Origin of the sequence: Bacteroides timonensis, from assembly GCF_000513195.1 — a bacterium.
Classification (GTDB): Bacteria; Bacteroidota; Bacteroidia; order Bacteroidales; family Bacteroidaceae; genus Bacteroides; species Bacteroides timonensis.
This window is the reverse complement of the sequence record NZ_CBVI010000097.1, coordinates 75,280-93,678: the sequence shown is the minus strand read 5'-3', so window position 1 is coordinate 93,678 and position 18,399 is coordinate 75,280. Positions and strand designations below refer to the sequence as shown.

The following is an 18,399-nucleotide window of genomic DNA, read 5'->3' as shown; positions in this document are numbered from 1 at the left end:
TATGGTACCATACAACACACCGCAGACGATACGTCCGCTTGAGAAAATGGTCTGTGATTTCGCCTATTCGAACGGCTACGATCCGATATCCGTTTTCAACGATTTCCTGCGTTATGTCATTCACGGGTTCTCTCCCGGCGCACCGCCCCTTATGGACTGGAAATACAAACGGCAGCAGAACAGGCATTTTATGGAAATGCTTACCGGATGGATACGGCTCATGCAGCGGGAATTGCAATCCGGCGGATGGTTTGATGCGTTCGGTGACCTCTTCATGGCAATATCCTCCAAAAGCGGTCGGCAGGTGAACGGACAGTTCTTCACTCCGCCGGATATCTGCGACCTGATGGTCTTATGTACCGATTCGGGGGAGACAGCGACAGGGAAACGTATCTGTGACCCGACATGCGGAAGCGGAAGGCTGCTGCTGGCATATCATGTACGCCACCTGGGTAATTATCTGGTTGCAGAGGATGTCAGCCGTACCTGTTGCCTGATGACCGTTTGCAACATGCTCGTACATGGCTGCATAGGTGAGGTCATCCACCATGACAGCCTCTGCCCCGAAAACTTCATGGACGGCTGGATGGTAAACCATACACTGACCCGGACGGGCATTCCCTCCATTCGCCGGATGAGTGAGGAGGAATATCGGACAAGCAGGAACATGTCCGTTGACCTGCTCAGAAAGCGGAAAGAGAAATTGCGCCAAATGCAGCCTGGCAAGAAACAATTGCCATATAAACAACAGAATTTATAAACAATAAACCGAATGATTATGAAACTGAATGTTAGCAACGAATTGAAATCCCGCCTGACCCATGCGGCGGAAAACGGAAGTGTGATAGCCAAAGATATCCTTTCGGAAGTAAAAAAGAACGTACCGGTGGAAGAAGTCATACGGGGGTCCTACAATTTTTTCTCCACCAAACGCAAACGGACGGAAGCCGGCACGTTCAAGAAAATCCGGATCGTGTTCACGGCATGCAACAAAGACTTGGGCCATCCCAATTTCCCGGACCGGAACAATCCGCAGGCGCCCTGGTTTCCGGAGAACCGGACAGATCTGGAACCGTCCACGTTTATCGAGCTGTTCAAAAATCTAGGACCGTACCAGCCCGATGAAATCAACTATTTCTGCAGCGCCATCTCACTGGACAGCAAGGTCACAATCAGACTGCATGACAGTATGAACGATTTTATGGAGGCTTATCTGGAAAGCAACTATAGTCCCATATCTGACGGTAGCGAATCCAGCCTGCACAACTCCTGTATGAGATATGAAGACAAGGCCCGTAATGCAGCGGATTTCTATGCCAATTTCGCAGGAGCCAAAATACTCGTGGCAAGGGATGACAGCAGCAATGTGGTCGGACGGGCCATTGTATGGAACGAGATAACATTGTGGAAATCAATAAACACACCGATTGCCGCCTCCCTGCTGGATCGTATCTATTCCTCACACGCATTCGTCATCGAACTGATCCGCAAGCAGGCGCAGGAGGCAGGTATCCTGTTGCGACGCAGATACAACGATTATACACATACAACGGATTTCACCGTACTGAATCCCATTGAGGGGCAGGAATGGGCGGCCGGAGATAATATACAGGTTTCTTTGACGGTGAAAGTGCCCGCCTGCAGGTGGCACAAGAAAGGGGTGCCTTACCTCGACACGTTCTACAGCCTCCATCTGACGGACGGTAACCTGGAACTGAGAAATACGGAGGGCGACACGAGCATAGCCACCTGCCGGAGCACGGAAGGGTGTGCAAACAGGAAAAAATATGTATGTCCCAAATGCGGGAAGATACATATCTTCCCGGATGCGGCATTCTGCAAGAACTGTCAGGATATGTACTATGTATCTACCGTATTTGGGAAAGTCCTGAAAGGATTATCAGTGGAATATAAAGGAAAGAAATATCCGTCTTTTCTCTTTCGTAAAGGGCGTCCCGTACCGGAATTCAGACGATACCTGCAAATCGAAAAATTGTTCATTTCCTAAAATATCATTATCATGGAAAAACTAATGGCTCTTTACGGCATTTCTTCCCCCTCTGGCAGAGAGGGGAAGATGGCTAAATTCATCATAGAGGAACTCAAAAAGATGGAGATTCCTTTCCGGCAAGACAGGTACGGAAACATCTATGCGGTCAAAGGCAACCGGGAAAGCTACCCCTGTGTCGTGGCGCACATGGATGAGGTACACTGGCGCAAGACAGGCTCTTATGCAGCCCATCTTGTGGCGGACTCGATGATTGTCGGCTATGATCACAAGCGTAAACGGATGACCGGAATCGGTGCGGATGACAAGAACGGCATCTGGATCTGCCTGAAATGCCTGGAGGATTGCAAGACGGTGAAATGTGCCTTCTTCGTACAGGAGGAGGTGGGATGCATAGGCAGCAGCCATGCCGATATGTCCTTCTTTTCCGATTGCCGTTTCGTGATTCAGTGTGACCGGAAAGGGAACGGGGATATGGTAACACAAATCAATGGGATGAAGCTCTGCTCCAACGAGTTCATTTCAGCTATAGATGTCCGGAAGTACGGCTACAAGCCGGCACAGGGACTGAATACAGATGTGGCGGCTTTGAAAAGAAACGGTCTGGAAGTATCCTGTATCAATCTTTCCTGTGGATATTACGAACCTCATACGGACAACGAATATACCGTCGTGGCTGATCTTTGCAAGTGTTACCGCTTTGTCCGGCATATCATCTGCTGCCACAAGGGAACCAGCATGCATATACCGGAAGCGGGAAAAAAAACTTTCCCCGGATATTATGAACTGTTCGGGCTGACCGGATATAGCGAAGAGGATTATATCCGTTTGTCAGAAGAAAAATACATGGGACATACTAAAACAACCAAGACAAGCTCTAAGAATAAATTCTGATTCATCAACATTAAAAACATAGTATTATGGAAACAACAGTAATGCCGGCAGCTGTATCGGTACAGAAACAGCAGGGCCTCAACCAGGTAGTCATTAACAAGGTACAGCGGATGATAGAAGGCAGGCAAGGTGGTGTCATGGACACCATCAACCGTCTGCTCAGTGAGGGACGGATCGCGCAGGATTTCATCGCTCCCATCGGGGTAAGCCAACGTAGCAAGGAACGCCCCGTTATCTCTTTCAAAGCGGAAGGAAGGGTACAGATGGCAATGCCCGAAGGGAACTTCAACCTGCACGGCAACGCCATAAGCCAGATTTCGGAGAAGATGGGCATTCCCGCCAAATACCTGCGCGAGCTTTCTGCCGGGGATGTTTGGCAGAAACAGTTGTGCGCCACCATCCTGAACGAGCATTCGGGATGGACCGAGCGTACACGGGTACTGATACGGGCGGTAGGAATGGAAGTCCGGGGCGTATTGTCGGACTCCTACCGTCGGCTGAACTCGGTGGATATCCTGACCGCTTTCATCCGTGAGGCGGGAGGACAGGGAGCGGTCGTGTCCGATGCCTATATGAACGACACGAAAGTATGGTGTGAGACAATCCTGCCCACTCCGATAGAGATACCCACCCGTAAGAACGGAACGGTCATCATCTTCGCAGGAGCACGCTTCTCCACATCCGACTATGGCAACGGATCGGTCGATATGCGGTCGTTCCTGCTCAACGGGGCGTGCCTGAACGGGATGGTCAGGGAGTCCGTCATGCGGCAGATACACCTTGGAGGCCGACTGCCGGAATCCCTGTCCCTCTCCCAAAAGACCTACGAACTGGACACGCAGACCACCGTATCGGCTGTTTCCGACCTGACCAAAGGACTGTACAGCAAAGACACCATCATGCAGAAGGCCATCGAAATTCAAGGAGCATCGGAGATAGACGTGGATTTCGACAAGGAACTGAAGAATCTGGTGCAGAAAGGAGCCTTGTTGAAAAACGAGGGACGTGAGGTCGAGAAACTGCTGATGAACAACAATCCTGACGACGGAGTTACAGGCGGGGCCACGCTATGGAAACTGACACAGGGAATCACCGCCTTTGCAAGGGAACAGCAGCCGGAACGCTGCCGGGAACTGCATGAAATTTCGGGACAGCTGATGAACCGGGTAAAGATAAATTGAGAGAATAACAACCGAATTGTATGACAAGGGCGGCCGTGAGTCGCCCGTAAAGCAGAAGAACAATGGGAAATAATATAGTGTGCAGCAGATGCGGATCGGCCAATGTCAGGTGTGAGGCAATGGTAAACCCCAACACAAAAGGGTTCGACCACTTCACGGACGAAGCTTTTTATTACGGGTGGTGCGAAAACTGCGGATTGGGAGTTGCCCTGACCGACAAGGAGGAAATCCGGAACGAAATTTTGGAGAAATACCACAGGTTCAAGAAAGAGAATGCTTGTGAGCCACATTACGCGAATTGCCGGATTGTCCAAAGGGACAGCGGTCAGGTCAAGGATGTAAGAATTATGCTTTCACCGGACACCGGTATGGCCGATGACGGTATTTTCTTTTACTGCCACACATTGGAAAGGCTTATTGGGCTGTCCGTTCCCGGCAGGGAAAGTTTCACCCTTACGGAATGTTTCGGTTTTGCCTTGCTGACAGACAGGGAAAAGATGGAACGGCAGGTATTTAAACATGAAGCGGACGGAAAGCCCGTTATCGTAACAGGCCGGGAAGTGCTGCTTTTCTATGGGGAGCACTATGGTATAAGACCGGAAGAATTGAAGCAATACGCAACGGAGTATTGCTGCCATATCAAACATTACAGGGAATATGGATATCCGTTGCTGGACAGGTCCCTCGTGAAAAAAATGCTGGAGGAAGAGGAACGGATTACAAAAGGGGAAACACGGTCATTCACTCTGCGGATACACTTTCCTTGGCATGTGAAAATCACAAAAGAGGATAATCCTGAATATGCCCCATACAGATATGCCTTGAATGCCTATTGCCTGGACAATCCGCAATGTTTTAACCGCAGATACACCACTTTGGAGAAAGCCTTGCTCCATTGTCTGAATGGATTCAATGAAAATGCCACAATCAAAGACCGGTATCATTCAATAGGGGAATACTTGCTTCAAAAGTAAGAACAGCAGACAACTACATCTTAAAAAACAGAAACGTCACAAGGGGATGTATATCACATCATACCTGTGGCGTTTCTGTTTTAGCCACTTCCCGATTCTTGATTCTGCCCGCTTTGGAAATCTGCATCTAATATGGCAATTGGGGTCATTTCCTTATTTAATTGAAAAATAGGCAATTGCTATGCCCAATATAATGGCACATACAATACTTCCCAGTACTATAAAGAGATAGTTGGGATAATGAAACTCAAGGTCCATATAAGGTATATGTTTTCGTTTTACATATTTACTCCATAGCCAAATAATATATTTGCCTATACTTTCCAGTCCTACAATATCAATCATTATTATTGTCTTTTGAATATTCATTCCATATACTGACTCCATAACCCATATCGTTCCAAAATTTTTTACTTTCGACATGCATTATGTAATGTTCTCTTGCCTGCTTGAATTTTTTGCTTGCTTCTTTTTGCCAACCTTTGCCTGAAGGTTTATACATCTTATATTGTTTCGTTTTTAAAAACGGATTATATCCATTTATCAACCCTTTTCCTACTTTGCCACAAAAGCCAATGGCTTTAACCCCTCCAAAAAGAGGAAGCGATATTATATCCAAAAAAGCCCCAAACCGTTCTTCCGATAATTGACTTGCTCCTGCTAAAGTACGCCCCGTAAAAAAAACTAATGGTGAGTTTATTTTACTATAAGCTGTATTGACAAGAATTTTACCTATGCCTTCAAGAAAAGTGTCGGATGGTGAATCCAACCAAAATTCAAGAGAAGTCAAGGCTCCAGCTTTTTTAATTTCTCCATTATCTATTGTGTGTGGTATATCTATAATCCTTCTTTCCGTTATGTCAATTATTAATAATCTTTGTCCTGCGGATATAGAATACTCACTTGACAGATCATTCCATCTTTTTAATTCTTCAACGGTAACATCAAACATTTCTGCAATATATGCTAAGGTATCTCCTTCACACACTACATATCTTGCGCATCCATTTTTGCTAAATAGCCCTCTGAGGCTTTTTTTTATCATTTCCTTTGAGGTATCAATGCATTGGATTTGAACAATGTTAGGTATGCATATTTGGTATGGCAATATATTGTCATTCATATCTATGACTGTTCCATCTGTATCCTCGTAATAATCCTGATATTGCACAAAAGCATACCCTTCTCCTATTACAAATCCAGTATACGGAATTCCTTTTGTTTTATAATCCAGAAAATCTTCTCTGCTTATAAAAATATTATTGTATTGGCTCATACTATTTATTGTTATCAACTAAATGCAAGCTAAAACATTCCCCCCAATTCATATATGATACTTCTAAACACTTTCCCTTTGTATTGCAAAACTTATATAGAAAATTGTTATGATTTCTTTCAAATTTATCCAACTCTATTTTATTTAGAGAGCATCTTAACACATTAACACTTAATTCTTCAAAAGTACCACGATAAATAGCACAACTGTCTGTATAAAATTTCATCTGCAAATCAAAGTTATTTCTTTCTAACAAAAACAAACTGACAAATAAGAATTTATCTGTTTTATCATGGTGCTTTTTAAAATACAATAAATCACTTGTCCCATCAGTATAAACTAATCCATCTGAATAACTTGCAGATTCTTCGTTCGTTATAAAAGAATTGACAGGATATTTACTATTATTCAATTCTTCTAATATCGAATGCAAGAGCTTTTCATTATCAACAAAATTATTTATCAAGTAGGTGCAGCAACTATCTACACCTACATTATATATCTTAATATTATTGGTCATTTGGATATTTTTTTCAATAACAATAAATCCAATAAGAATGATTGCAATTATAAAAAATATTTTTTTTCGCATTTTACTTTATTTCAATAATATCATTTGACACAAAAACCACTTCTGTCTCAAAAGGATGATAATTATAATGATGTTGTAGCCAAAAAAAACATTGTAAAAACAAAGGCTTTATTGCTATACCATTTATATCTTCCCAATCAGAGCCATACCAATCCTTTATATGCATTTTTGTTTTTAAAAGGAACTTATGCTGGGAAAACTGAATTACCTCTATATCTACTACAATCTTTTGGGTTCCCCCAAATATACCATAGTAATCATAAGAATAGATTTCACTTTTAACTGAGAAGTTAGGTGTTCCTGTTTGATTACCTCTAATAATAAATTCTTTTTTTATTTGTTCACCATTAACAACTTCAAGTTTATTTTTTACTATTAATCCTTTTATTACATTTAAATACATTTGAAAATATGGTTGAAAACTTGGAACAGAATGAAGCTTTTTTGAAAGAATAGAATGTTCATCAAAGCTCAAAGTAGTTTGTTTTCCTGTTATAAAATTATTTGTAACGACTTGTTCTATATTATCGTTATCAGAAAGAACTAAATTATTTATACATTTATAATGGTCTAAAACAGCTTTTTCTGTTAGTTTATCCAAATCCCTCATTCTACTTTTAGCCCAAAAATCAGCATTCTTATTTTTTAATAAATCTTGAAGAGATAATTTATGACCATGTGCAGAAAATTGTGAATTTTCATCTTTTCTTTCCGATTGTAATTTTCCCCACTCTTTTCTTCCTTTGTAGTAATACAAAGGATTTACATACACACTACATTTTCCTCCCATATTTTTGTCTGCTATATAGGCATAGAACGTAATTATAGTACCTATTAAATCTTCGTTGGATACTTTAAAGTCAATAAGTTCACCTCTATTGTGTTCTTTTTCAAATGTGCCAATAACGACATCTCCATTATTGGAAATATAACTATACTCCCATTTTATTTCATGCTTTGATTCAGGAACTCCATTTGTATAACTTTTAACTCTCAGTTTATAGGATTGACTATATTCCAATCCTTTTTTGTTTGTGTATTTATTAATTAATAATGGGGTTACAATTTCTATTTCTGCAACTTCTGTTTTAAGTGTTATTGCGCTTTGAGCTGGGGAATATATTATATTTTCCTCCTTATATTCCTCCCACCAGAATCCGTCTGTAGTATTTATCCGCCTATCTAGCCGAATAGTTCTGTTAATATCCAACCGTGTAGGAGATATGAGGAAACGAGTAATCATAGGAGCTTTTCCCTCCGCACTCATACTCTCCTCATGATAATAAAGATACGCTTCATCAAAAGCAAGTTCACGAAACATCATATCGTCTATGCTATGCAGTATCTTCCCCCAAACCGGAAAAGGTTCTGCATGAGAAAAGAAAGCGGAACGCTGCCGGTCCGTATCAACAAGCATCATATCCAAAATACAATTGCTGCCATTAGATTCCATTTCTATATATATGTTTCCTCCTAACACTCCTGTTACAGGTCTTCCTTCACGGTCTATATTACGGGAAAAACAGTATTTATACTTTAGTAGATTGCATTTGTAGCCATTTATTTCCAATATTATTTCTGAATTCATGACGACTTGTTTTATGCATTTGATATTACATCTCAAACTTAGCAAAAAATCAAGAAAGACAATGTTCAAGGAGCATTTTTTATGCACCATATGCTCAATAACACATTTTATGTCTTTCGGTTACATTAAAATACAACACCTGTTCAGGATGTAACATGCCGGACAAATAAAAAAGGTTCGGTCGTCTCGTAACAACCAAACCTTTATCAGCAAGCAATCTACGGAATATAGAACAGTTCAAACTCCTCTTTTCTTCTTCTCTCTATGCTTGGAATGACTTTCCCCCGATAACAGCGGAACGATACATATTCCCTGTAAATATCCCGGTTGCCGCTGTCCAGTTTCTGAATCAGTTTGCTTTTAGGTATCTTGCCGTTGCCGATCAGACGGTAACAGCCTACATTAAAGCCTAACAGACTTAAAAGAAGCGAGTCTTTCCCATATTTTCGGAATACCTTCAAACACCGTTCAAGGTCGCATCTCAAAAGTGAGTCTGCCTGTGCCTCACTCAGGTTCTCGGTCAGCGTCTCGTGGGGAAGCAGGCGGTGTCCGTAACCGATGTAAGGCATTTTCCCCCGGTGCCAGCCTTCCCACCGCTTGATGCAGGCTACCGCCTTATCTTTGTCAGACGGGGGATTTTCCGCCTTGCCGTACAAGACAAGTAACAGAAAGATCATAACAGCCGGTATTCTTTTCATGCAGCCTCCTTGTTATTTTCTTCATCCGTATCCTTTCCATTAAAATCATATGTCAATTGTTGCAGATTCCCCCAATTATCTTCAAGATAGAGGTCTATGGTCTGGGATTCCTTGCCGCTTTGCGAAGTATAGTAAAGACGGAATTTCCATTCGTTCAGCAGATAACGGTCATTGGGCTTCAGTACCGTTCCGTCCTCCATCTTCAGACTGCCCTTGCCGTCCGGCTGGAAATACCTTAGCGTATAGACGGTTCCGGCAAAGTTCCCTTCCGGCTTGATTTCCAGCCGGATTTCCACAGTCTCCCCATCGGTAATCTCATCCGCTACCGGCATGGTTTCTACCGTAAACGGGTATTCCTGTCTGATATCCAGCTCATTGTCACAAGCAACAAGACCAAGAAAGGAGAATGCCATACAGCAGGCTGTCAGCATAAAATCAAGGATTTTTCTTTTCATGGGTATGTATTCTTTTAAGGTTAGAAAATGTATTTTACTCCGATTCCATACTGGAAGTGGCAGATCCCCGAGGCACTGCCCCACACGAAACGCTCACGCAGACGCACCAGCAGGACAACCCTGTCGGACAGGTAGCCTTCCGCTTCCAGCGTTACCGCGCCGCCATAGATGAAAGATTCGCATTGCTGCAAAACGGCTCCGTCATCCAGCAGCCGGTCTCCTTCGTTCACGGTCTCATAGCCCAACAGGGCGGAAGCGCCGAGGTTCAGGAAGAAGGACTTGCCGGGGGTGGAAAAGAACGTATGGTAGTAACCGCCTTCCCCCGTATATTGCGACAAGGGTATATGCGTACTCCGGTAAGGGATGTTACGTTTCAGCATCTCACCGCCAAACATCCACTGGTTTCCGCTCCCGGTACAGGTGGATACAGCCAGCGAGAAGGCATAGCCTGCATCGTGACGGTTTGCCCGGCTGTAAAATCCGTCGGCCATTTCAGTGGTGAAGCGGACGGCTTTCATTCCCGGCAGACGGCGTTGGGCTTCTGCCTGCCCCGTAAAGAGGGCAAGCAGGAGGATAATAAAGAGGGAGTTTCTTTTCATGGCGTTCATCTGACTTTCAGTTCATTGACGGTTTCTGCGCGTACCAGGTCCTCATTCTCCACATCAAAGGACTGATGCCGGCCGCCTTGCTTCTCATACATTTCCACTATCAGCTTCTTGTCGTCAGGAATGGTGAACTTGGGCAGGGCAAACACCGTCCGCTCGTTCTTCTTTCCGTCCACACGGGTCACATAGTTGAAGGCACGAAGCGGATAGATGACCTGTTCCTGCATGGCGGTACGTTTCATGATTTTCTTGTCCACGATCTTGAAGGTCACGAAGTCCACATCGAAAGGCACGTTCGTGGCGTTCTTCACTTCGGTATGGAAATAGATCAGTTCGCCGTGCGCATAAAGTCCTTTAAGCAGATATTGCACTCCGAACCGTTTGCAGCCGATGTGCTTGACCTTGCGTTTGTTCTGTTCATACACGGATTTCATGATCAGCCGTACCAGACGGGGAGACTCCCCGGCGAGTTCCTGCAAGTAGATTTCCATTGCATTGTTCGGACGGTTCACGGCCTCTCCGTCATGGATGAAGTCGCACATTTCCACATTCAGCAGCAAAGGCTCGTCGGCATACTTGACGTTGAATGTATAGAAGTTGCCGTCTTCGGTAATTACGCTCATGTTTGTCTCGCTCCGGAAATGTTTCCGGGTTGCCTTCACACGGATCACATTTTCCGCACCGTCCGCCTTGCCCGCTATCAGATTGGGCGAACCCAGGTCCACATATCTCACGGGAGAGGGAAAAATAATATGTACGGTCTTGTCATATGTGATTTCCAGACCGTGCGGGGGAATCATCCGGCTGAATCCGATCTTGCGGCTCAGTCCTTCATAATAATCCCCGCTGCTCTGCTGCGCGTATGCAGCCACTGTGCCCGCAATCAGGGCAAGCATCATCAGAATCTTCTTCATGTGTGTTTCTTGGTTGATTGGTGAATAAATGGTTGATTTCCTTTCCTCCTTCATTTTTCAGGAGAATGCAGCAACAGCCGGTGCCCGGCCTTCAGGGTAATTTTCACCGTGCGCATCTTCTTGCCCACATATTGTGACACACCCCGTATCACCCCCTTGCCCACATCCGAGGCAATCTGCGCTCCGGCATCCGTTGAGATATTGATGCTGCTTCCTATAGAGGTGCCCATGCCGGCGGCAATCTCACGTGCGGCATCATACTCCATCGAGTTCGGTACAAGGATTCCCTGCTGCCCGTCAGCGTCATACACTTCGAGTTCCACCGGGAACAGCGTGCCCCTGTACTCCACTGTCTCGATCAGGATTCCCATCCGTTCCCCCTCGACACGTGTGCCGCCGACCAGTACCGTACCTTTTGGGATAAGGAGATCGTCCACTGCCATCGGCTCAAGCAGGCGGATACGCAGTGCCTGTCCGTCAGATACGGTCTGCGTGCCATGCACACAGGCGGCGATGGTATTCCTGCCGGAAGATGGCATTTTGCCTACCGGGGTGTGGAAGCCGGTATTTCTCTCGCCTGCATATCCGGAAGCAATGTCTTCATTGCCTGCAGGCTGGGCCAGTGATGACACCATCCGGTTCTGTACCCGTTTTACAGGCCGGACAGCCGTCCGTTCTTTCCGGCTGTTTGGGGCATTTGTTGTAGAGGAAGCATCCGGCTCTTTCCCATTGTAGCGGGCAGCCAGCTCGTAGGACTTTTCCAGCAGAGCCATCTTTTCTTCCAGGGTCTGGCCTTCCGCCTGTTCTTCCGCCGGCTTCCTTTCTTTTTCCAGATCCTCAATACGTCGGAGCAGATCGGCGTTTGGCTGATTTTCATTCCGGGTATATACAGTGCCCAGCGAACGGTTCATATTCCGGTAGGCTTCTGCAGAGGAACGGATGGAGCCGGGGGCTTTCCCCTTTTCCGGTTCCGGCGGAAGTTCCATGTTTGCTTTTCCTGCGGTAAGACCGGCAGTATCCTGACCGTCCTTGTTGAGCAGTTCGGACATTTCCTGGAAGGTTCCCCTGCGCCATTTTTCCTTTTTTGCCAGTGCTTCCTGCTCATAGGCGCTTACCTTGTTGCCCTCCATTTCCGAATCTTCCGGTGAAGGCATCTCCACGTTGAAACCCTTGCCTTTTTCCATTTCCGCCTTCTCCTTTTCCGACGGGCTGAATACCAGCAGGAGGAACCCCATGCACAGCAGGCAGAAAAACGGATAGACAATATACTTTGCGCGCCGGCGCTTCTCTTCGGGAGTCAGCGGCTTGTCATTTGACACTCCGAGCCGTTCCCTGATTTTCTGAAAGTCCATTTTCATGTTTATGGATGTTTGAATGAATGTTTCTTGTTCTTTCCGGCCGGAACACGACGGAACGGATATGTCCCATTGCCGGTCTTTGGCCCGGCTCCCCGAAACGGGATACACAGGAGAGAATCGAGTACAGGCAGGAGGCAGCAAGCAGGAACGAGGCCGTGCCTGCCAGAAGGATGCGCTGCTTTCCTGTCAGCCGCCGGCAGAACAGCCGTACCCGGCTGTCCGCATGGCCGAAGAATCCGCGTTTTCCCCTCATCGTTCCGCACTTCTTATGTCCTTATTCTCCAGCACGGTAAACTGCTCGATAATGAATCCGTTGGGATTGTCATCCGAACGTCCTGTGTTTTGAAGCGAGCAGGAAGTTACGAGGCTGCGCTCGGTCACGTTGCTTTCACGGATAATCAGCTGCCGGGCGTATGTCCGCACCTTGTAAGGGTAGGCGGCAAAGTCGCACACCACGCTGTCCACATGCACCACCTGGTTGATGTTGCCTGAAATCAAGCGGTTGTAATACCCTCTTTCGGCAAAATCCACATAGTAGTGATAGGCACTCTTGTCTGCCAGTTGCAGGGCACGGTTGATATTGTGCTCGATGGCATCCTTCTGGGGTGAGAGCGAGAAAAACAGTTCGTGAAAGCGCCTTACATGTTCCCGCGCCTCGGCAGGCCTGTTCTGTGAGAGGTCCTGCGAAAGGGCCATCATCAGCGATTTGCCCCCGTCAAGCACATAGATTTTCTCGCGTTGCTTCTCGGCAAAGCGGTATGAGCTCCACAGCGCATATCCGGTAACGAGCGCACAGCAGCAGGCAAAGACCGCCAGCATCAGGCGGATGCGCTTGAAGCTGCTCTCAATGTTTGTCAATGACTTGAATTCCATTTTTTTTGATGTCTGGTTTGAATGAATAAATATTTCCGGTATGACGGAACATCCCGTTCCGACAAGTCACCGGACCCGTCATCTTGGGTTGCCCGACTCATGGGAAGGAGGCTCCGCAGGGTTTATTTGCCCCTCAGCCTGCCTCCGATATTCCCCAATACGGCACCGCCTGCTCCGGCTGCAAGACCGCCTGTCTTGGTGGCCGTACGGTTCAGGTTACGGCTGAAGTTTCCGGCACCGCCTGCCTGCACTATCCAGCCTGCTACCGTAGGCACGGTGAAGTATCCGATAATCCCGATCAGCATAAAGATGATGTAGACACTGTTCGAGTTGTCTATCGAGTAGTCCGGATTGTTCTGCAGTTCCTGAATGTCATTCTGAAGCATCAGTACCTGAAGCTTGGCAAGCAGGGTGCTGAACAGGTCGCTGACCGGAAGCCACAGGTAAACGGAAATATATCTCGTGAACCACTGTCCGAGCGTGGACTGGAATCCGTCCCATACACTGAAGGCGAACGCTACCGGTCCCAGTATCGAGAGTACGACCAGGAAAAAAGTCCTCACGGTGTCTATCAGCAGCGATGCCGCTGCGAATATCAGCTCCAGCAGGCTGCGGAATGCGTCCCGGATTTTCTTTTCCAGATTATACATCCCGACTTCCACATACATGCCCAGCCGGGAGGCGGTATCTATGGTTGACCAGCCCAGTTCATCCAGCTGACGGTCAAACTCCTCGTCACTTACCAGATATGCTGTTTCGGGATTGCGGAGCATGGCCTCCTTTTCCAGTTCCTCCTTTTGGATCCGGTACTGTTCCATATCCATCGTCTGTCCTTCGAGCATCTTGTGTGTGCCCTGCACGATGGGACTGAGAATATTGTTCAGCGTGCCGAGCACCAGCGTGGGAAAGAGCAGGATGCAGATGCCTATGGCAAAGGGACGCAGCAGGGGATAGACATCTATCGGTTCGGCACGTGCCATCGACTGCCATACACGGACGGCAACGTAGAACAACGCACCCAGTCCGGCAAGTCCCTTGCCCACGTCCATCATGTCCTCGCAAAGGGGAAGCATCTCGTCATACAGGGTTGCCAGTATGGTGTGCAGGTTGGCAAAATCTATCGACAACGGCATCATGGCTACCAGTATTTGGAGGTTTCATTCCCGTAGAGCCGCATCACACGTTCCAGGTCGTTCTTCTTTCTGGCCCTGAGGTAGCTTACGGCTATGTTCTTGTTCGTATAATAGCTCACAAGGTTGCGGTAACGGCGCATCTCGTAATAGCAGTTGTCCACCACGTCCATACGGTCCTTGTCGGTCATGGACAGGGTACTGACATTGATAACCTGTTTCAGGTCCTGCAACACGCCGTTGCTCTCTTCCAGCAGGCGGGTGTAACCGAAGGCGATGGCGTCCAGTTCGCGCGGTGAGAAGTTTTCATCGTTCATCATCTTGCCGAAGTTGGTTACATAGATGTCGGACACGTCGCCCACCATCAGGATGATGTCACGCACCTTGCGGGCATCCTGTATCAGGTTGTTGACCGATTTCAGCTGGTCGTAATATTTCTTGGCCTGCTCATAGATCTTTACTGTCTCGGCAAAGCTTTCTGCCGTATTGACTGCCGTCTTTGAGGTATGGGCGATATTGTCCGACATGTTTATGATGCTTTGGGCCAGATTGCCGGGATCTGTCACCACCCATTGGGCGCGTGCTCCGGTAACGCCCAGTACAAATGCCGTTCCGATCAGAAGCGTTCTTGCCTTCATGCCCGTTCCTCCTTCCTTACATAGTCTCCGCCCGGTGAGAATGTCAGCACGTCGGCTGCCTCATTGTAGGACACATCGACACGGTAGCCCGTATTGACAAACAGGTTTCCGTTTTCTTCCACCAGCAGGTAAGTCTGCGGCTTCAGCCTTCGGGTTCTCCCGCTACGGGAAAACACCGTCACCTTATAGCATTCTCCTTCCTTGTATACCAGCACGTCAGGTCTGCCTTCCACGCTGGTCCACGTTCCGCAGATCTTGTCGCGGTCGATACCGCTTTCCGAACAGCTCTGCAATATCATGGCGGCCATGCTTATCAGACATACCGCCAGCCTCATAAGGGGTCTGTTTCTCATAATCGTTTTCATTTCGGGTTTGATACCTGTTTCTGTTCCTCTCGCTTTTTCTCCGCCAGACGGCGGATGGCTCCTTCCAGACTGCCCTCCGGCCCTCCGGCAATCCGTTGTACTTCCAGTTTCTCCGACTCCTCGGTCGTGAACGTGAAGTATTCTTCCTCGCTCACTTCCGTGGCATATACTGCCGAGCAGGTTCCTCCAAGCCCTATCCATACTTCCCGGTAGAAGCGCCCGGGATGGTTCGCCTGGTTGATGGAAAGAATCTGCCCTTTCTCTTTCTCGGTCAGACCGAGCAGCCGCTGGATGTGCTCGAACTTGTTTATGTATTTCCGCTGGTCAAGCAGTATCTTGCAGTCAGAGTTGTTGATGATGGCCTCTTTCACAATCGGGGAGCTGATGATGTCGTCCACCTCCTGTGTCACCACCACAGCCTCGCCGAAATATTTTCTGACGGTCTTAAAAAGGTACTTGATGTATTCACTCATATTGGCGGACATCAGGGCTTTCCAGCATTCCTCTATCAATATCATCTTACGGATACCTTTGAGCCTGCGCATCTTGGCGATGAAAGTTTCCATAATGATCAGTGTCACCACCGGAAGAAGCACTTTGTTGCTGCTGATATTGTCCAGTTCGAATACGATGAACCGTTTGCCTGTCAGGTCCAGTTCCTTGTCGGAGTTCAGCAGGAAGTCATAGTCTCCGCCCCGGTAGAACGGTTCCAGAACGTTCAAAAAACCGTCAATGTCAAAATCCTTCTCACGCACCTTTTTCTCTTCAATCATTCTTCTGTAGTCATCGGCGACAAACTCATAGAAACCGTTGAAGTCCGGTCTGATGTTCCGGTTCTCCGAAATCTTTCGGATATAGGCGTTCACTGCTCCGGAAAGAGCGACCTCCTCCGAACGTTTCGGCGACTCGTCCTCCCGTTTCCACAAGGTCAGTATCAGTGTATTGATACTGTCACGCTTCTCCACATCGAATTTTCCGGATTCGGTGTAGAACGGGTTGAAGGATATCGGATTGTCCTCTTCATACGTGATGTAAATCCCGTCCTTCCCGTTGGTACGGTCATGGATCATCCTGCACAACCCCTGGTAACTGTTTCCAGTGTCCACCAGCAGGATATGCGCTCCCTGTTCGTAGTATTGGCGGACAAGGTGGTTGGTGAAAAAGGATTTTCCGCTGCCCGAAGGCCCGAGGATGAACTTATTTCTGTTGGTAATGATGCCTTTTTTCATGGGCAGGTCGGAAATATCCACATGCACCGGTATCCCGTTCTGGCGGTCTGCCAGCCGGATGCCGAACGGACTGGGCGAGCTCCTGTAATTGGTCTCTCCGGCAAAGAGGCATACGGCCTGTTCCAGAAAGGTATAAAAGGATTCTTCGGATGGAAAGTCGCCTGCATTTCCGGGGATTCCCGCCCAATAGATGACCGGTGTGTCAATGGTGTTATACCTTGGCGTGCATTCCATCATGGCCAGCTGGCTGCCCGTGTCGTTCCTGATGCGGCGGAACTCTTCCGCATCCTCCGCCCAGGCGATGACGTTGCAGTGGCATCTGACGGGAAGCACTCCTTTGGTATGTGCCTCATCAAGATACATCTCCGTCCACTCCTGGTTAACGGCATTGCTCCGGCTGTATTTTGACAACGAGAGCATATTGCGCGAGTTTTTCTCCATCATCTGCAGGATTTCCTGTGCGTCGTCGATGAACACGTATTGCGAATAGATGTGGTTGCATGACAGCAGCAGTCCTACGGGTGCGGCAAAGGAGAGGCGGCAGTCGCTGCGGTCCGTGGACATCCTCTCGTAGCGCATGTCCGTGGAAAGTCTGCCGGGCAGGTCTTCCGTATCGGAAAGGGTATGCAGGCAGAGGCGTTTGTCACCGATGCGCATCCTGCCGGGCTTGAGGCAGATGTCCTGCAATACGGCGGTCTCATCCTCCAGCGAGAGGGAAAAGTATTTTTCCACCAGTCCGGGACGTTCCTTCGTACCAGTGATTTCGTCTGTTTCCAGACGGCGAAGCCTTATATGTCCGGAATCATTCATAATACGCTCGAACTGTTCCACCGCCTCAAGAAAGCGGGCGGCAGCATCCTTGTCGGTTATCTCTTTGGGCAACAGGAATCCCCGGCAAAGGGTATTGAAGTCACTCTTCCGGCGGCTGCGTTCGCGGGTTGTCTTCGTCAGGAACAGGTAGCATTTGTGATTCAGGTAAGGTCTTTCATTGAAATGCAGCTCATAGCTGCGTGTCAGGAAGCTCTGTTCTCCGTCATCGGTCTTCGGACGGTAGGTTTCCTTGACAAACCAGTCCTGTTTGCAGACGACACTATGTTCCGGCAATACCTTCACGGCTTTGATCCAGGAGGAGTGCATTGCCTCATACTCGTCCGCCGTTACCGTGTACAGTTCGGGCAGTTCCACTTCGAAAGCCACGGTCAGGTCGGCATCCTTGCTCACGATACAGCCGTTTTCTACCGACAACAGGGGGAATCTGCGTTCCAGCGTTTCCGCCTTTAATACATTTCTCATGATTGTTGTTTTTTTCTTCTTCTTGTGAATAATCTGAAAACTCTCTTGCGGTGAATCAGATAGCGTGGATGCCGTTTTTCAGCCAGCAGCTTCATCAGCCCGTGTTCACCGTAACGGGCATTCAAACGGAATATCACCCACACCAACAGGCTGCCGGACAGGATTCCGAAGGATAAGCATATCCATTGGTCCACCCCCGTCAGGTAAAGAAAGACTACCATAAGGAGCACCATCGCAAGCCCTCCGGCAAAGACGAACAGGTATTGCGACTTGAGTCCTTTGAACTCGACGGGGTTGCCGGCACCTTTGTTTACCGGATATTCCATAG

General features: G+C 47.5%; 19 protein-coding genes. 5 read left to right on the top strand and 14 right to left on the bottom strand.

Annotated features, from left to right (window positions below):
• The first annotated feature begins 1 nt into the window (after position 1).
• The 5 genes from BN161_RS18515 (at position 2) to BN161_RS18495 (ending at position 5,057) form a co-directional block, all read left to right on the top strand.
• On the top strand, positions 2-760 hold the full coding sequence (locus BN161_RS18515; RefSeq protein WP_007838813.1) for an N-6 DNA methylase: 759 nt from the start codon (positions 2-4) through the stop codon (positions 758-760).
• 12 nt (positions 761-772) lie between these two features.
• Positions 773-2,008, top strand: coding sequence for a hypothetical protein (locus tag BN161_RS18510; protein WP_036630502.1), 1,236 nt, complete (start codon positions 773-775; stop codon positions 2,006-2,008).
• Between the two features lie 12 nt (positions 2,009-2,020).
• Entirely contained in the window at positions 2,021-2,902 is an 882-nt protein-coding gene (locus BN161_RS18505) for a hypothetical protein (RefSeq protein WP_007838810.1), read from the top strand.
• 26 nt (positions 2,903-2,928) lie between these two features.
• The gene (locus BN161_RS18500; protein ID WP_044269136.1) at positions 2,929-4,083 is read left to right on the top strand and encodes a hypothetical protein; all 1,155 of its coding nucleotides are present in this window, start codon (positions 2,929-2,931) and stop codon (positions 4,081-4,083) included.
• A 119-nt stretch (positions 4,084-4,202) separates the two neighbouring features.
• Positions 4,203-5,057 carry a hypothetical protein gene (locus BN161_RS18495; protein WP_052356326.1) on the top strand — a complete coding sequence of 285 codons (855 nt, stop codon included), beginning with the start codon at positions 4,203-4,205 and terminating at the stop codon, positions 5,055-5,057.
• 337 nt (positions 5,058-5,394) lie between these two features.
• Here the strand turns inward: BN161_RS18495 and BN161_RS18485 are convergent, their stop codons facing one another.
• The 14 genes from BN161_RS18485 to BN161_RS18415 all read right to left on the bottom strand — a co-directional run bounded on the left by BN161_RS18485 (position 5,395) and on the right by BN161_RS18415 (position 18,397).
• A complete protein-coding gene (locus BN161_RS18485) occupies positions 5,395-6,333 on the bottom strand; it encodes a LysM peptidoglycan-binding domain-containing protein (RefSeq protein WP_008777979.1) in 939 nt (312 codons plus the stop codon).
• A gap of 1 nt (position 6,334) precedes the next feature.
• Positions 6,335-6,925, bottom strand: a complete 591-nt coding sequence (locus BN161_RS18480; protein ID WP_008777980.1) for a hypothetical protein — start codon at positions 6,923-6,925, stop codon at positions 6,335-6,337.
• Position 6,926: 1 nt separating this feature from the next.
• Entirely contained in the window at positions 6,927-8,513 is a 1,587-nt protein-coding gene (gene tssD / locus BN161_RS30650) for a type VI secretion system tube protein TssD (protein ID WP_008777981.1), read from the bottom strand.
• A 218-nt stretch (positions 8,514-8,731) separates the two neighbouring features.
• Positions 8,732-9,211: a glycoside hydrolase family protein gene (locus BN161_RS18470; protein WP_007838806.1), complete on the bottom strand. Its 480-nt coding sequence runs from the start codon at positions 9,209-9,211 to the stop codon at positions 8,732-8,734.
• Positions 9,208-9,666 carry a DUF3872 domain-containing protein gene (locus BN161_RS18465; protein ID WP_004288765.1) on the bottom strand — a complete coding sequence of 153 codons (459 nt, stop codon included), beginning with the start codon at positions 9,664-9,666 and terminating at the stop codon, positions 9,208-9,210. The genes BN161_RS18470 and BN161_RS18465 overlap by 4 nt, the downstream gene beginning before the upstream one ends.
• 20 nt (positions 9,667-9,686) lie before the next feature.
• Complete coding sequence (locus BN161_RS18460) at positions 9,687-10,274, bottom strand: conjugal transfer protein TraO (RefSeq protein ID WP_044269129.1); 588 nt, start codon at positions 10,272-10,274, stop codon at positions 9,687-9,689.
• Complete coding sequence (traN, locus tag BN161_RS18455; protein ID WP_008777983.1) at positions 10,271-11,185, bottom strand: conjugative transposon protein TraN; 915 nt, start codon at positions 11,183-11,185, stop codon at positions 10,271-10,273. The genes BN161_RS18460 and traN overlap by 4 nt, the downstream gene beginning before the upstream one ends.
• Before the next feature lie 50 nt (positions 11,186-11,235).
• Positions 11,236-12,543 (bottom strand): conjugative transposon protein TraM, encoded by a 1,308-nt coding sequence (gene traM / locus BN161_RS18450; RefSeq protein WP_044269125.1) that lies wholly within the window; start codon positions 12,541-12,543, stop codon positions 11,236-11,238.
• 249 nt (positions 12,544-12,792) lie between these two features.
• A complete protein-coding gene (gene traK, locus BN161_RS18440) occupies positions 12,793-13,416 on the bottom strand; it encodes a conjugative transposon protein TraK (protein ID WP_004288760.1) in 624 nt (207 codons plus the stop codon).
• A 122-nt stretch (positions 13,417-13,538) separates the two neighbouring features.
• The gene (traJ, locus tag BN161_RS18435) at positions 13,539-14,552 is read right to left on the bottom strand and encodes a conjugative transposon protein TraJ (protein WP_005802642.1); all 1,014 of its coding nucleotides are present in this window, start codon (positions 14,550-14,552) and stop codon (positions 13,539-13,541) included.
• Between the two features lie 2 nt (positions 14,553-14,554).
• A complete protein-coding gene (locus BN161_RS18430) occupies positions 14,555-15,184 on the bottom strand; it encodes a DUF4141 domain-containing protein (protein WP_004288758.1) in 630 nt (209 codons plus the stop codon).
• Entirely contained in the window at positions 15,181-15,537 is a 357-nt protein-coding gene (locus tag BN161_RS18425) for a DUF3876 domain-containing protein (RefSeq protein ID WP_032936879.1), read from the bottom strand. Before BN161_RS18425 ends, BN161_RS18430 begins: the two co-directional genes overlap by 4 nt.
• 8 nt (positions 15,538-15,545) lie before the next feature.
• Positions 15,546-18,071 (bottom strand): TraG family conjugative transposon ATPase, encoded by a 2,526-nt coding sequence (locus BN161_RS18420; protein WP_044269122.1) that lies wholly within the window; start codon positions 18,069-18,071, stop codon positions 15,546-15,548.
• The gene (locus BN161_RS18415) at positions 18,068-18,397 is read right to left on the bottom strand and encodes a DUF4133 domain-containing protein (RefSeq protein WP_004288754.1); all 330 of its coding nucleotides are present in this window, start codon (positions 18,395-18,397) and stop codon (positions 18,068-18,070) included. Before BN161_RS18415 ends, BN161_RS18420 begins: the two co-directional genes overlap by 4 nt.
• Positions 18,398-18,399: the final 2 nt, after the last annotated feature.